The sequence below is a fragment of the Methanococcoides orientis genome, from assembly GCF_021184045.1.
In the GTDB taxonomy this organism is placed as follows: Archaea; Halobacteriota; Methanosarcinia; order Methanosarcinales; family Methanosarcinaceae; genus Methanococcoides; species Methanococcoides orientis.
This window is the reverse complement of the sequence record NZ_CP073710.1, coordinates 1,727,347-1,742,117: the sequence shown is the minus strand read 5'-3', so window position 1 is coordinate 1,742,117 and position 14,771 is coordinate 1,727,347. Positions and strand designations below refer to the sequence as shown.

Sequence of the window (14,771 nt, the reverse complement as noted above, 5' to 3'; positions counted from 1 at the left end):
TTACACCTTTTATCAAGTTGAATGTTTTATTTTGTGATAAGATGAGCAGCACCTCGTTTTACCAGAACATTTGCGTTCATTGCGGGTAAAACAACGACATCTTCTGCATGGGTAGTATAATTTCGATTATCTACGGCATTGAATGTCGGTAGGTCTTTCAATATTCGGACAACAAAGTATTCTTCATTTATATTCCTTTTGGCTATTTCTGCCTTGTCCCTGACATCGTCACCGGTGTCAATTGCAGATGCTGATGCTTCTTGTGCTGTTCCCGTGCCAGCTGGTTCATCTGTGACTCCTTGTGAGGATTCTTCCTGTTCTGTAGCTTCCCGCTCTTCTGCAGGGGATATTGAAGACGAAGGATCAAGTATCGGTTCGAGTAATCCGTTCCTTGCTACCTGTATTGCCGAAAGCGTTGCTTCGTATACCGCCTGTTCTGCAGGAAGAAGCTTGTCAAGGTCCTGTCTTGGTGAGCTGCTTGAGAATGCATTGGAAGTGGCCCTTGAAGTGACCTTTCGAACCCTGCGGATGAATATGGTCTCCACATCATTGATGGCACTCTGGAGCTCATCCTCGAGTATCTTCGATTCAGCAGAGCGTGGATTGTTGATCTTTCGGATCTCTTCCTCAAGCTCATGGATATAATCATCCACAAGACGGTAGAACCCGTTCGGCAACGACCTTAAAGCCGAACTATTTTCTTCCCGGAGTATGCTTTTGAGCTCATTACGATCCATATTCTGCTGCACCTCTGCACATAAGATACACGGCTGCATATTCAGGTAATTCCTGTGTACCTTCCTCTACGTAGAGGTCATTACCCTTCATTTGTACTGCAAAAGGTCTTATCACTTTTAATTTTACCGGCTTGTCCGAGAACACGACAGCATCGGTCAATGGTTCGAACTTCTCAAGCTCTGAAATGGACAGTGTGGTAACACGCATTCCTGATTTACCATGAAGGGAACCTCCCAGGCGTATCAGTCTTTTTATGTCACCGGTCACAGGTTCATCCACACTTGCAGACATGTCATTTACTGCCTGCAATGCGAGGGTCTGTATAATATCCTTATTGACCTTTGAAAGGGCTTCCATGTTCCCTCTGCGTAGCAACTCGACCTGTGCTTCATCCCTTAATATATCTATCATCTTTTGTGCGGTCTTTTTGCCGATGCCCTTGAAACCGCTGAAGAGCTCTTCTGCATCTTCCTTACTCGCAAGATCGGTGAGGTAGGATACAAGATATCTGTTGATCCTTCCTCCCCAGCCTCCCTCGCTTTCCGGGGAAAGCATGTTCATCCTGGCATTCTCACTACCTGCATCACCGCTGACCGCTTTCTTGTAGAATATCTTCTCAATATTGAGTCCCCTTCCACTGATATAATCCACGATCTCCCTTCTTTCTGCGCTTCCAAGGGAGCGAACACGCGGGTCACTTATATGGAAATGGTAACCTCTTCCACCCGAAAATACCGCCCTGATATCATCTTCATTAAAGCCGAAATCATTTATCAGAAGGTCATATAGCTTTAATGTCTCCTTTTTGACGTGATCAAGCATTTCTGAATATGAGTTGGGTGCACCGGGTATGTGGTCCGCATCAAGGTCAAAGATAAGGTCTGCTTCCTGCCATTGCTTCTCTTTCATGGTAGGTGCACTGGGGTATGTATAGTATGCAACAGAATGGTATGCATGTGCAGGTGCCATGCCTGCAAGGTATTCCTCAACCTCTCCTCGTGATCCAAATGACTTGTGTCTTCTCATCACGGTTTCCGGCATCTCGTCAAAAGAGATGAATCCCCATTCGCGAGCTTCCAGCCTGGACGGGATATGTATTTCCGCTGTCTTGTAGTATTCCTGGAATTTCGACTTGAGGAAATACTTTGTCTTAAAGTTCATTGCTTGTTTCCTGATAATATTGTCTGCTTAAGACTCCAACCAATTGATGTGTTAATCCTATTTCTTTATTACTTCAATCTGTTGTTGTCAGGTGCTGTCAATATGGATAAACCTTAAGTCCGGTCGAACTCTATAAGCATCTATGAAGCAGGAGATGACGAGTGCAGATGTTGCTGCTCTTGTATCCGAACTTGGTAACGTCGATGTTGAAGGTTCTCTCATCGATGCAAAAATCGCTAAGGTGTACCAGCCAGTTCCGGGTGAGATCAGGATAAATCTTTTCATATTCGGAAAAGGACGTGACAATCTGGTTATACAGGCCGGCAAGAGGGCACATATGAGCAAGTATTTGCGCCCAAGCCCAAAACTACCCCATGCATTCCCGATGTTATTGAGGAAGCATATTACGGGTGGCAGGATAACTTCTGTTAATCAGTATGACTTTGACAGGATCATTGAAATCGGTGTGATCCGTGGTGGTATTGAGACAATACTTGTATGTGAACTGTTCTCAAGAGGTAATATCGTTCTTCTTGACAGTGATCGTAAGATCATTCTACCGATGAATCCCGTGACCTTCAGGGGGCGCAGAGTTCGCAGTGGTGAGATATATGAATACCCTGAAGCACAGCTAAGTCCGCTTGATGTTGAAGAGGCTGGGATGGCAGATCTGTTTGCAGCTTCCACTGCGGATGTTGTCAGGACCATAGCAACCAGTTACAATCTTGGTGGTGTTCTTGCAGAAGAGGTCTGTCTGAGAGCAGGCGTTGATAAGAAAACAGCAGCAAAGGATGCTACGCCAGATAATATAAAGGCACTTTGTGAATCTGTAAAGACCGTGTTCTCACCAATTGTGGAACATAAGCTGAAACCATGTATAGTCAAAAAGGAAATTAAAGGCGAACTAGGGGCAATTGATGTCGTCCCTCTGGAGCTTGAACAGTATTCTGAATCGGAGAAGGAATATTTCCCGTCCTTCAATCAGGCCCTTGATGAGTTCTTCGGCAAAAAAGCATCTGAGGAAGTTATTGAGGAAGTAATTTCTAAAAAGAAGGAAAAGGTCGATGTATTTGAACGAAGGCTTCGCAAACAGCAGGAAGCTATCAAAAAATTCGAGAAGGACTCCGAAAAATACACCACCATTGCAGAGAAGATCTATGAGCACTATCAGAACATCGAGCAGGTGCTTGCAGTTCTGGAGAATGCAAGAGATAAAGGTTATTCATGGGCAGAGATCCGTTCCATACTAAAAAAGGCAAAAGATGACCTGCCTGCAGCACGTTCTATCGTAAGTATCGATTCAGCGGAAGGATTTGTCGTAGTTGACCTTGACGGTGTCAATGCGAGTATCAACATTCGTAAGACCGTTCCGCAAAATGCTCAGATCTATTATGATAAAGCTAAAAAGTTAACCAAAAAACGTGATGGTGCCTTGCGTGCGATCGAGGATACAAAGGTTGCGATGCAGAAAAGGGAGAAAAAAGTATCCAAAAGAAGGAAGGCTTTCTTCAAGAAACACTGGTACGACCGGTTCAGGTGGTTCTTTTCATCCGATGGTTTCCTTGTTGTTGGTGGGAAGGATGCCGATACCAATGAGGAACTTGTGAAAAAGTATATGGAAAAGCGAGACATCGTGTTCCATACACAAGTGCCCGGTGCTCCTATCACAATTATCAAGACCGAAGGTAAGGATGTTCCGGAAACGACCCTTGAGGAAGCTGCACGGTTCGTGGTTTCCTATTCCAGTATCTGGAAAGCAGGCCAGTTCAGCGGTGATTGTTACTGGATAAAACCTGAACAGGTCTCCAAGACCCCGGAATCCGGTGAATACCTGAAGAAAGGTTCCTTTGTTATCCGTGGTGAACGCAATTACTACAAGGATGTTCCTGTGGGTGTTGCTGTTGGCCTGGAGCTTGGTGCGGAAACCCGTGTCATAGGAGGACCGGTGTCGGCTATCGCACGCTCTGGTAAATATGTGGTCGAACTACTTCCCGGTAAGTTCAACCAGAACGATATTGCAAAGAAGGTCTATCGCATTTATGTGGATGAACTAAAGGACCCTTCCTTTGTCAAACAGATAGCATCTCCTGATAGCATTGCAAGGATGCTTCCGCCAGGGGAATCTGATATCAAAAAGTGAACTTTTGATGAGTATGGGTATATGACTGTCTAAATTGCTGGGTATTATCATGAGGGTAACAAAAAGAGACCTGAGGGGAAATAAGGAGGGTGAGATAGCCCTTACTCCGGAGACGCTGGATGATCTATGGCATTTGAAATACATCATCGAGAAAGGCGACCTTGTATTTGCTCTTACTAAAAGGAAAGCTGAGGCTGCCAGTGATAAGCTCAGGCCGGAGAAGGTCGAGAAAAAGAATGTGAGGCTTGGTATCAGGGTAGATGATCTTGAGTTCCATAAGTTCTCCAATCGTCTCAGGGTCCATGGTCTTATTGAGCATGGGATGGATGCTGGTTATCACCATACTCTCAATCTTGAGGAGGGAACTGCCCTCTCTATAATAAAGCACTGGAAAAAAGATCAGGTAGAGCGTGTGAACGAAGCAGAAGCTACATCCAAAAGACCCAAGGTCATTATTGTTGCCATTGAAGAAGGGGATGCAGATATTGGTTTTGTGCGTCATTATGGTATAGAGATCTATTCCCACATCCGGCAGTCATCCGGAAAAGGTGAAGGGACGCTTCGTGAAGTGTTCTTCAGCACTATCCTGGAGCAGTTAAATCATGCCATGTGCGGAACCGAGTCGGTTGTTGTTGCAGGCCCGGGGTTTACCAAGGATGATCTTATGAAGTACATCTCTTCAAACAATTCCGAGCTGGCAGCAGGTATCCTTGTTGAGGATACATCTTCCATAGGCATGTCCGGTTTTCAGGAAGTGCTCAGAAGGGGTGCTGTTGACAGGATCATGGAAGAGTCCAGGATCGCCAGGGAATCTTCACTTATGGATGAGTTCCTGAAGGAAATGGCTCTTGGCGGCAAGGTCGCATATGGTATGGATGAGGTGAAAACAGCAATAGATTATGGTGCTGTAGAAAAACTTCTGGTGGCTGATGAATTGCTTCGCCTGGAACGGGAAGAGGGTAATATTGATGCTATGATACAGGAAGTCGAGCATGCGCAGGGTTCTATGGTTGTGTTCAGTACAGAGTTCGAGCCCGGGCAGAAATTGCACTCTCTTGGTGGTATAGCAGCCTTGTTGAGATTTAAGATTTAAGATGCGATCAAGGTAGGTCCTCAATACTGTGATTTGCCGCGTAATGCAGGTCTTTCGATGTAATCAAGGCAAAGCAGCTCCTTTCCATCCATATATACCCTGACAGTTCCTCCGGATTCGGATATTGTCACAGCTATTGCAAAAGTGTCCCTTGTGATCGCGGCTGCTGATACATGTCTTCCCCCAAGTCCCTTCTCAATACCGATGTCCTTTGCATCAACATCGAGATATCTGCCTGCAGCATTGACTATGCCTTCCTCTGATATCACAAAAATGCCGTCAAGAAGGGCAAATTCCTTGACCGATTCCCAGTTCATCCTGTCCAGTATGTTCCGATGTTCGTCCTTATGGCCTGCATAAGGGTTTAGTATCATTTGATGGGAACGCTGCATGACCTCTTCAGTATCGCCCAGGATAAAAGCGGTTCCTATTTTGTGTCCTTCTCTTCCGCTTGCAGCAATGTCAAATGCTATGGTGAGTGCTGCACGCATGACCTCAGGTTCTATTCTTTCTTCACATTCCTGAAGTGTTCTGATAAGGGGGCTTTGTGATATCTCGTGGATGACTATTGCGCTGGATTCCTTTGTCTGGATAACTCCGACGATAGTACCTTCCTCTAGTTCGCCGATTATATGTTCGATAGCAGCTGCTTCTTCTATATAGCGGACATTTCCGGAAGTTTCCCTGTTAATGGGCTCAATGATCTTTTTCAGCTTTTCGCCTTCATCAGTGGTGTCCGAGATCAGGTTATCAATTATGCTTTTCTGGCGTCGGGTCACATAATAAATGGGAATCTCTGTTTCAATATTCTCAAGATCAATATCTCCGGATACTATTATGGCTGGAGCTCCCAGTTCTTTAGCGATCTGAACTGCATGTCCTGCCAGTATGTTTGGTGTGTTGATAGTATCCATCCATTCCCTCAGATATTCTGTATTATTAATTATGGCAATTATCGATTATATATATTATCTATAAAACATTTCCACCTGTGTTCAACGGCACTATTTAACAGGCATATCGTCTATTTTGTTTATATGGCCAGAATATTTGTTGCAGTTGATCTGCCAGAGGAGTTCCGTGATGAGGTCCGGGTCATACAAACACGTTTTTCCGGGCTTAAGTTGAAATTGGTCGACCCTGATCTTGTACATATTACCATGAAGTTCATTGGTGAGGTAAAGGAATCAATGATCCCGGAGGTTGCAGAAGCTCTGGAGTCTATTGAATGCAAACCTTTTGGTGCCCTTATCGGTGGTGTTGGGGTTTTCCCAAAGCCTAAAGCTCCAAGGGTTGTTTGGTTGGGTGCAGAGGGGAACTTTGAGCTTCTCCATGATGAGGTGGAATCAAAGCTTTCAAAGTTCAGGTTCAAGAAGGATAAGAAGAAGTTCACCGCACATGCCACTCTTGCAAGGGTGAAATTTATGCCTGCAGGGCAGATGGATGAATTTCTGGGATTACTTGATGAGCTTGATGATATAGAAGTTGGCAAGATGGTAGTTGACAGGATAAGTCTAAAGAAAAGTACTCTGACGCCACAAGGTCCTATATATGAGACACTTCATGAGGTCATGTTAGGGTAATACTAGTAATGATAATGCTAGAGTAATAATATAGCTATGGCAAAATATGCTATAATTTGATCGAATTTGATCTGATATTAATGATAACAGGAATGTGGCGTTTGGCCACTGTTCCTGTTACTTCCTGATTTTTCAATTATTCCAGTGTTGTTTCATATTCTGCAAAGCCAGTTGATCGAAGTATCCTTTTATCTGACGTGATTATCAGGCATTCGACTCCTTCAAGGGTTTCGATGAGCTCCATTCCTTCATCTTCTCCAAGTACGAACGCAGTGGTTGCCAGGGCATCGGCATCCATGGCTGTTTCTGCAATGACGGTTGCGCTGATCAATTCGTTAACTGAGTATCCGGTTCTTGGATCGGATATATGGGATACCTTTGCAGCATCACTGAAGTAACGCTCGTAGTTACCACTTGTTGCAACAGCCAGATCTTCAAGCTGCATTACTGTGATGAAATCTCCCTGTTTGTCGGGGTTCTGGAGTCCTACTGTCCACATAGTTCCATCGGGCTTTGTGCCAATGTATCGTCCGTCTCCACCGGCATCAACAAAACAGCTTGTTATGCCTTGTGATGTTAACGTTTCTATGGCCTGGTCAACAGCATATCCTTTTGCTATTCCTCCAAGGGCGATCTTCATGCCTGGTTCCATGGAGATATTTCCATCCTCGATGTTTATCATTCTGTAATCAATAAGCTCGAGAGTGGTATTAATTTCTTCCTGGGTAGGTGGCTGGTATGTTCCGCCGGGACTGAACTTGCTTGCCCAGAGGTCAAGTACTGGCATTATTGTTATGTCAAATGCACCGTTGCTTATAGTAGAATAATACATGGACCGTTCAATAACATAAATTAGGTCTGATGAGGCGCCTTCAAGTCTTGATCTTTCATTCAGGATACTTGTCTGGCTATCGTTTTTGTAACTGCTCATTACGTCATCGACATCGCCAACTCTTACAAAAGCTTTGTCAATAGTCTGTACCGCATGTTCTTCATTAAGATCGTAGATGGCGATTGTAACTGTTGTGTCCATTATACTGCGGGAGTCAGTATAAAATATTTTATTTTCAATGGGTAAACTGTTCTCCTGCCCCTCATATAATACTGTGAATGAAATGGAAACTATAACGATTAATACTAGCAATAGAACTGTTTTTTTGTCCATGCTGTAGGGATAGATATGCTTAATATTAAGCTTATTTCGAAACCTATAAATATTCGCAATCAATGATTCTGGCAATTATATTAATCGACAGATGTTAATTATTATTCATGATAGGATGTGTTTGTATGAGTAATTCTAGTGCAGGAGTTGCATCGGGTGGGAATACTGGTAAAGACAAGTATCTCGCTGTTGCAATTCATCAGATCATAGAAGAATATGGTTGGAAGGGGATCGAAAAACACTTTGGTGGCGATCATCACATGATCTACGTGAAGTCCGGTTCTCCATTGGACAAGGTAGAAGTGAAGGCACACAAGGTTGGAAATCGTCTTGATGTAAACTTTTTAGGCATAACGCCAAAGAAAGGTATTTTGGATAAGGTCTTTGATTTTAATGTAAGAGAGATCCCCAAGAGCTTTGAGCTGCACAAATACGTTTCTGATGATATGACTGTTCTGGAAGAGCAGCATCTGACTACGATTATCGGTGTTGTCCTCAAGGAATTGGAGGACGTGGCAGAGGATTAAGAGGGGATAATATGGCAAAATTAGAGGTAATACTATTGGCAGCCGCCATTTTCATCTTCGCATTTGCAGGCGTTTTCGCAAGCATGGGTTATAGTGGCAATGAAGCGATCGCTCATCACTATATGACTGAAGGAGAATGGTCGGACTCAAGTTGTGGAGGTTGTCACTTCACGGTATCGGATCATGTGGAGACCAACACCCATATTCAAAGAGATATCGATGAATGGGATCCACTGACAAACTTTGATATTGAGGTAGAGGGCGAAGACGAATGGGTCGAGCGCTATGGTGCTTATCATCCTGGCGGTGGGGCACTGGAAGAGTATGGCGTAGATGTGGACTGCATGGTCTGCCATGAACAGTATGGTATGTATGATTTTGAAGCACGTGCTATGAAGTTCGCTGAAGGGGACTTTGAAAATGCAAATGCAGCAGCTATGGTGGATGCAAATACCGCAGTGCAGAAAGATAATATCAGAAAGTTCACCTATTTCTCAAATGCTGTTACTCCACTTCCACTGTTATTGTTGTTCCACGACACCGTCAATGGTGCTCCTGCAAAAGAATCATGTGCGGAGAATTGCCATGAGGCAAATATCCCTACTACAGCAGTAATGTGGTCTGCACCTGATTATGAGGAATTTGACGTACATGCTGAGGTAGAATGTGCTGAATGTCATGAGATTTCACATTCAAGCCTTCTGGTAAAGGCGGATGTTGAAAATATCCATGAATTGGAAGCTGAGACTCGCAGCTGTGATGATGCAGATTGTCATGCAGGTATCTCACATGGACCTATCGCTGATGCTCACCTTGAGACCGTAGAGTGTGAGTCCTGTCATATTCCTGCACTTCCGGGAGGAGAACTTCCAGGTGGAACGACACTTGAGTCATTTGACTGGTCGAACGGTGAACGTGTTGATTCCTTCAAGACGGAAACAATAATTCCTGTGCTTGCATGGTCCAATGGCGTCGGTGAGGATGAACTGAACATTCCTGATGGGAAGGATGATGCTGATGTGAAACTTGCACCTTTCAATATCGTAACCGGTATCTGGTGGGATGAGGGTGTGAATCCTGAGGTTGCAGAGTCACCTGACACAAGCAAGGAGATCGGTGACCCGATAGCTGTAGCATATGTGGAAGCTGCTGATGCAGATCAGGATGGTATGGTGACAGTCGATGAGATGAGGAATTATGACGGTGATGCTGATGGTGAAGCTGATTATCCGAATGCTGTGCTCAGGACCGTTGATCTTCACTACAGGTTGAGCCACAACATCGCAGGCTCAGAGGTAGGAATGGCAGATCCATTAGAATGTGCTGATTGCCATGGTTCAACTGCTACAGCAATTGACTGGGAGCTGATCGGCTATGATTCCGATCCTGCACAGACGGATCCTCCGACAGATTTCACATTAAAGACGATCGATGCGACCATACCAGGAGCAAAACCTCCTGAAGTTGAAAGGGAGCCTGCGTTCTAAGGAGTTGGTGTTTGTGACAAAGGTCAATATTATGAAAAATATGCCTGAGAAGGTCATTATTCCTTTAAAGCAGCATGATGGTACAGCATGTGAACCACTTGTGAAGAAAGGGGATATGGTTTGTGAAGGGCAGAAGATAGGTGAATGCGGAGCATATAATTCCGCATCTGTTCATTCAAGTGTATCTGGGGAAGTTATTTCCATCGAGGAAGCTCCCCACCCCAACGGTAACAAGGTGAACAGTGTTGTGATCCAGCCATCTGAAGAAGCAGAATGTGCTGATCTTAAGTCAAAGGATGTTCAGGCTTCTGAACTTGCAGATCTGATAAAGGACGCTGGTATTGTTGAGCATTATGGATGCCCGACACATATGGTCCTGAAACCTGAAGGTAAGAAGATAGATCTCGTCCTGGTAAATGCTACGTCTTCAGAATGGATCGGCGGACACTACGACACTCCTTCACAGTATTCATCACAGATGCTTGATGCATTGAAATTACTGATGAAGGCTGCAGGAGCTTCAAAAGGTGCGATCGTCCTCAGGAATGATGATCTTGAATCCATCAGTGCTTTTAACGGATTGAAATTCGATGGAAAGAACATTACTGTTGCTCCGCTTATCGGCAAGAGGAAGATCAAATATTACTTTAAAGAGATGTCTTCGGATATTGTGGTCGCATCACAGGACCACATATATGGAAAGAAGATCCTTGATCTTTTCACTTATAATGTAACGGGTAGGAAAGTTTCTTTTGGTTGTGATCCTACTGATGTCGGTATTGCTATATGCAGTGTAAAATCTGCAAAAGCACTTTATGATGCAGTGAATGCCGGAAAACCATATATCGAAACCGTGGTTTCAGTTTCTGGAAAGGTGAAGAATCCACAGAAGATCCTTGTAAGGATCGGCACCACTTTCAAAGATGTAATTGATGCATGTGGTGGCTACATTGGTGAACCTGGTAAACTGATCGCAAATGGTTCGATCACAGGTGTAGCACAGTATACTGATGAAGTACCTGTTAGCAAGACAACGACATCCATATTTGTCCAGTCAGCCGATGATGTGGTGAGGGGTGAATTCGTAGATTGTACTCACTGCGCAAGATGTGTTGATGTATGTCCTGTGAACCTCATACCTAGCAGGATCGCAGCACTATCTGACCAGGGACGTTTTGATGAATGTCGTCAGATGCATATTATGAATTGTGTTGAATGTGGCAGATGTGCAGCTGTATGCCCTTCAAAGATACATGTTCTTCAGCTTATAAAATATGCAAAGAATTCTATCGAAAAGGCGTATGAAGACTTTGCTCCAAAAGAATCATCTACTAACCTTAAGTTAGGGTGTGGCTGCGGTGGAGGCGAATAAGATGACATTTACGATTTCAGCTCCTCCTCATAAAAAAGAGGATATTACTTTTAATAAGATCATGTGGGCCAAGATTATTGCTCTTGTACCTGTTGTCCTGCTATCCGTGTATCTATTTGGCCTTCCTGCAATAGGATTGGTCATTGCAGGTATTCTGGCAGCAGTTGTGACAGAGGTTGCAATACAGAAAGCATTTGGCCAGAAGATAACGATTGCAGATGGGCATGCCATTCTTATTGGTCTAATGGTCGCCATGGTGGTCCCACCGGAAGTTCCAGTTTGGATCCCGATGATAGGTTCTGTCTTTGCGGTCGGAATAGGCAAGCATGCGTTTGGTGGTATCGGATCATATGTGTTCAACCCTGTACTCGCTGCATGGGTATTCCTGAGTCTTGCATGGTGGTCACTAATGAACCCTGCATCTTATCCGCAGACAACGGCTTTATCAGATCTTGTACTTGAGCATGGTGCAGGTGTAATGGCAGGCGTGTCTCCACTTGCATTGTTGCTTGCAGGTGGCATACTAATATTACTTCGTTATGTTGAATGGAGGATTCCAGTTTCCTTCTTCGTGACCACTGTATTGCTCGCAGTTCTTCTGGGAGACAGTTTATCATACGTTGTTCTTGGTGTTGTTCTGTTTGGGGTATTGTTCCTGGCAACGGACACTTCAAGTTCACCTGTTACAAAGAACGGGCGTGTGATCTATGGGGTCGTTTGTGGTGTTCTGGTAGTAATATATGGTCACTTTGCAAATTATGTCGATGCGACCTTCTATGGTCTGTTCCTTGCAAATTGTGTTTCAGCATTGATCGATAACAACACACTTCCAGGATCTTATGGTTCAGAGACTTTCTTGCAGCGCAAGTACAAGAGTATTCTTTCAAAGGTTCCTTTCAAGGACCGTCTGGAGGTGTTATTAGATGACTGATTCAAACAAGGATGTAGTAGTTATCATAGGTAAGCTGGTTCTGATATCAGTGATCGCTTCAGCGCTTCTGGCTGTAACATATGTGCCTACAAGTGAACAATTAAAGAAGAACTATGAAGAAGCAAGGACTGCAACACTTGCTGAGCTAATGCCTCAGGCAGCAGAATTTGAGGCAGTATACGGTGATGAGGTCATTAATGATGAGGGCGACCGGGAAATACTTTACTATCGTGCTAAAGACGGTTCCGGAAATCTTATCGGGTATGCTTTCTTCAGGCAACATCCCGGTGCACAAGGTCTATTGGAAATTGCCGGTGGTGTTGATGCTTCATTCAATGAGATGAGTGGTATGAGTGTCATGTCCCACACAGAAACTCCTGGATTAGGTTCAAAGATAACTGAACCCGCTTTTAAGGATCAGTTCAAAAACGTAAAAGTAGCAGACCTGAGTTTGTCAAAGTCTGGTGGTGCAATTGATTCAATTACCGGTGCCACGATATCATCTCAGGCAGTAGTAGATGCCCTGAATGCCCAGGTTGAAGTTATACAGGGAGCAGAGGCTTAATAGGTGATATGATGAATGCTTTAAGTGAATTTATTCGTGGAATTACAAAAGATAACCCTATATTTGCTTTGGTATTGGGTCTTTGTCCTACATTGGCGGTTACCACGTCTATTGAAAATGCAATTGGTATGTCAGCCGGAACGGCTTTCGTACTTATCTGTTCCAACCTGCTGGTCTCCGGCCTGAGGAAGCAGATCCCTGCTTCTGTGAGGTTGCCAATATTTATTTTGATAATAGCAACGTTCGTTTCGATCGTAGAGATGGTAATGAAGGCTTATTTCCCACCGATGTATGCGGCACTGGGTGTTTTTATTCCCCTTATTGTTGTCAACTGTATCATCATCGGGCGTGCGGAGGCATATGCTAATAAGAACAACATGTTCTATTCGTTCATTGATGCACTGGGAATATCAACTGGTTTCCTTCTTGTCCTTGTGCTCATCGGAGGTATCAGGGAACTTCTCGGAACCGGTCAGATAGTGATCTTTGGTCTGGAAGTCATCCAGATCCCAATTAACCCTATCACTTACATGATCCTTTCACCAGGAGCTTTCCTTACAATAGGTGTTTTGATGGCAATAGTCAATTATAGAAGAGCAAAAAAGCTCGCAAGAGGTGGCTAAAATGGCAGCTGATGCAAGTCTTTTCCAGATTTTCATGGATGGTGTGTTCATAAAGAACTTCCTCGTCATCCAGTTCCTTGGCCTGTGTTCATTCGTGGGTGTTACTAAGGATACAAAGAGTGCTGCAGGAATGTCAGGTGCTGTTATTTTTGTAATGGCAATGGCAGCAACGGTATCGTATCTTATATTCTCTTACGTATTGATACCGTTAAAGCTTGAGTTCCTTAGTTTGATCAGTTTCATTGTGGTGATCGCAGCTCTTGTACAGCTTGTGGAGTTCGTTGTAAGGAAGAACATTCCTTCACTATACCGTTCACTTGGTATCTACCTCCCGCTTATCACAACCAACTGTGCGGTTCTTGGTGTTGTGTTGCTCAATGTATTGAACGAATACTCTTTCATACAGAGTGTTGTGTTCGGAGTTGCAGCAGGTCTTGGTTACACTATTGTCATGTTGATGATGTCCGGTATCAGGGAGCGTAGCACTCTTGTTAGTGTTCCGTCTTCTATTCGCGGTCTCCCTCAGGCTTTCTTCATCGCAACAATGCTCTCAATGGCATTTGTTAACTATTTCGGAGTGATCCCAATATGAGCCTCACTACTTTACTTATCCAGGCAATGGCAACCCTCGGTGGTCTTGGTCTTGTGATCGGTATCATGCTGATCGCAGCTTCAAGGTTGTTCAAGGTGGAAACCAATCCTCTTGTTGAAGAGGTCGTAGAGGTCCTTCCAGGTGCTAATTGTGGTGCCTGCGGGTTTGCAGGATGTGCAGACTTTGCAGAGCGTGTCGTGGAGGAGAATGCTCCTCTTGATGGCTGTCCTGTGGGTGGTTTTGAGACTGCAAGGGAGATCGGTGGAATTCTCGGTCAGGATGTTTCAGAAGCAGAGAAGGAGTACCCATTCCTCAGGTGTAATGGTGGTAGCAAATGCGTTGACAGGTTCGATTACGTAGGTATCCAGGATTGTACTGCTGTGATCATGCTCTCTGACGGTGAGAAGGGCTGTAATTACGGATGTATGGGTCGCGGAACATGTGTGCGTTCATGCCCATTCGATGCTATTACGATTGGCGAGGACCGTCTTCCTATTGTGAACAAGAACCTCTGTAAGAGCTGTGGGCTTTGTATCGAGGCATGCCCTAACGATGTGCTCATGTTTGCAAAGGATTCCGAGAAGGTCCACGTGGAGTGTAATTCACATGACAAAGGTAAGACTGTAAAGGCAGTCTGTGAAGTTGGATGTATCGGCTGTAAGATCTGCGAAAAGAACTGTCCGGAAGATGCTATTACAGTAACGAAGTTCCTTGCAGAGATCGATCAGGACAAATGTACAGCCTGCGGCATCTGTGTTGAGAAATGCCCGCAGAAATGTATTGAAATGAGATAA

At 44.4% G+C, this 14,771-nt stretch carries 15 protein-coding genes; 11 read left to right on the top strand and 4 right to left on the bottom strand.

Annotated elements, in window-relative coordinates; genetic code table 11:
* Window positions 1-26: 26 nt before the first annotated feature.
* Together J7W08_RS08380 and priS are read right to left on the bottom strand one after the other, a co-directional pair.
* Complete coding sequence (locus J7W08_RS08380) at window positions 27-737, bottom strand: hypothetical protein (protein ID WP_233084057.1); 711 nt, start codon at window positions 735-737, stop codon at window positions 27-29.
* Window positions 727-1,899 carry a DNA primase catalytic subunit PriS gene (gene priS, locus J7W08_RS08375; RefSeq protein ID WP_233084056.1) on the bottom strand — a complete coding sequence of 391 codons (1,173 nt, stop codon included), beginning with the start codon at window positions 1,897-1,899 and terminating at the stop codon, window positions 727-729. The genes J7W08_RS08380 and priS overlap by 11 nt, the downstream gene beginning before the upstream one ends.
* A gap of 142 nt (window positions 1,900-2,041) precedes the next feature.
* Here priS and rqcH point away from each other — a divergent pair, with 142 nt between their 5' ends.
* Both rqcH and J7W08_RS08365 read left to right on the top strand, forming a co-directional pair.
* A complete protein-coding gene (gene rqcH, locus J7W08_RS08370; protein ID WP_233084055.1) occupies window positions 2,042-4,039 on the top strand; it encodes a ribosome rescue protein RqcH in 1,998 nt (665 codons plus the stop codon).
* Between the two features lie 49 nt (window positions 4,040-4,088).
* Entirely contained in the window at window positions 4,089-5,132 is a 1,044-nt protein-coding gene (locus tag J7W08_RS08365) for an mRNA surveillance protein pelota (protein ID WP_233084054.1), read from the top strand.
* A 20-nt stretch (window positions 5,133-5,152) separates the two neighbouring features.
* On the opposite strand, the gene J7W08_RS08360 is transcribed toward J7W08_RS08365, so the two are convergent.
* A complete protein-coding gene (locus J7W08_RS08360; RefSeq protein WP_233084053.1) occupies window positions 5,153-6,046 on the bottom strand; it encodes a DNA integrity scanning protein DisA nucleotide-binding domain protein in 894 nt (297 codons plus the stop codon).
* Window positions 6,047-6,169: 123 nt separating this feature from the next.
* Between J7W08_RS08360 and thpR the strand changes: the two genes are divergently transcribed.
* Window positions 6,170-6,715 (top strand): RNA 2',3'-cyclic phosphodiesterase, encoded by a 546-nt coding sequence (gene thpR, locus J7W08_RS08355; protein WP_233084052.1) that lies wholly within the window; start codon window positions 6,170-6,172, stop codon window positions 6,713-6,715.
* A 136-nt stretch (window positions 6,716-6,851) separates the two neighbouring features.
* Here thpR and J7W08_RS08350 read toward each other — a convergent pair whose 3' ends face one another.
* Window positions 6,852-7,748, bottom strand: coding sequence for an FAD:protein FMN transferase (locus J7W08_RS08350; protein WP_310742483.1), 897 nt, complete (start codon window positions 7,746-7,748; stop codon window positions 6,852-6,854).
* Window positions 7,749-8,005: 257 nt separating this feature from the next.
* Here J7W08_RS08350 and J7W08_RS08345 point away from each other — a divergent pair, with 257 nt between their 5' ends.
* The 8 genes from J7W08_RS08345 to rnfB are packed head-to-tail and all read left to right on the top strand — an operon-like array spanning window position 8,006 to window position 14,771.
* On the top strand, window positions 8,006-8,407 hold the full coding sequence (locus J7W08_RS08345) for a hypothetical protein (protein WP_048195484.1): 402 nt from the start codon (window positions 8,006-8,008) through the stop codon (window positions 8,405-8,407).
* Window positions 8,408-8,418: 11 nt separating this feature from the next.
* The gene (gene mmcA, locus J7W08_RS08340) at window positions 8,419-9,894 is read left to right on the top strand and encodes a methanogenesis multiheme c-type cytochrome (protein ID WP_233084050.1); all 1,476 of its coding nucleotides are present in this window, start codon (window positions 8,419-8,421) and stop codon (window positions 9,892-9,894) included.
* A gap of 13 nt (window positions 9,895-9,907) precedes the next feature.
* The gene (gene rnfC, locus J7W08_RS08335; RefSeq protein ID WP_233084049.1) at window positions 9,908-11,266 is read left to right on the top strand and encodes an Rnf electron transport complex subunit RnfC; all 1,359 of its coding nucleotides are present in this window, start codon (window positions 9,908-9,910) and stop codon (window positions 11,264-11,266) included.
* Window position 11,267: 1 nt separating this feature from the next.
* Complete coding sequence (gene rnfD / locus J7W08_RS08330) at window positions 11,268-12,197, top strand: Rnf electron transport complex subunit RnfD (protein ID WP_233084048.1); 930 nt, start codon at window positions 11,268-11,270, stop codon at window positions 12,195-12,197.
* Window positions 12,190-12,762 (top strand): Rnf electron transport complex subunit RnfG, encoded by a 573-nt coding sequence (gene rnfG / locus J7W08_RS08325; RefSeq protein WP_233084047.1) that lies wholly within the window; start codon window positions 12,190-12,192, stop codon window positions 12,760-12,762. The genes rnfD and rnfG overlap by 8 nt, the downstream gene beginning before the upstream one ends.
* An 11-nt stretch (window positions 12,763-12,773) precedes the next feature.
* A complete protein-coding gene (gene rnfE, locus J7W08_RS08320) occupies window positions 12,774-13,385 on the top strand; it encodes an Rnf electron transport complex subunit RnfE (protein ID WP_048195476.1) in 612 nt (203 codons plus the stop codon).
* Window position 13,386: 1 nt separating this feature from the next.
* Window positions 13,387-13,977, top strand: a complete 591-nt coding sequence (gene rnfA / locus J7W08_RS08315) for an Rnf electron transport complex subunit RnfA (RefSeq protein WP_048195474.1) — start codon at window positions 13,387-13,389, stop codon at window positions 13,975-13,977.
* On the top strand, window positions 13,974-14,771 hold the full coding sequence (rnfB, locus tag J7W08_RS08310; RefSeq protein WP_048195472.1) for an Rnf electron transport complex subunit RnfB: 798 nt from the start codon (window positions 13,974-13,976) through the stop codon (window positions 14,769-14,771). Before rnfA ends, rnfB begins: the two co-directional genes overlap by 4 nt.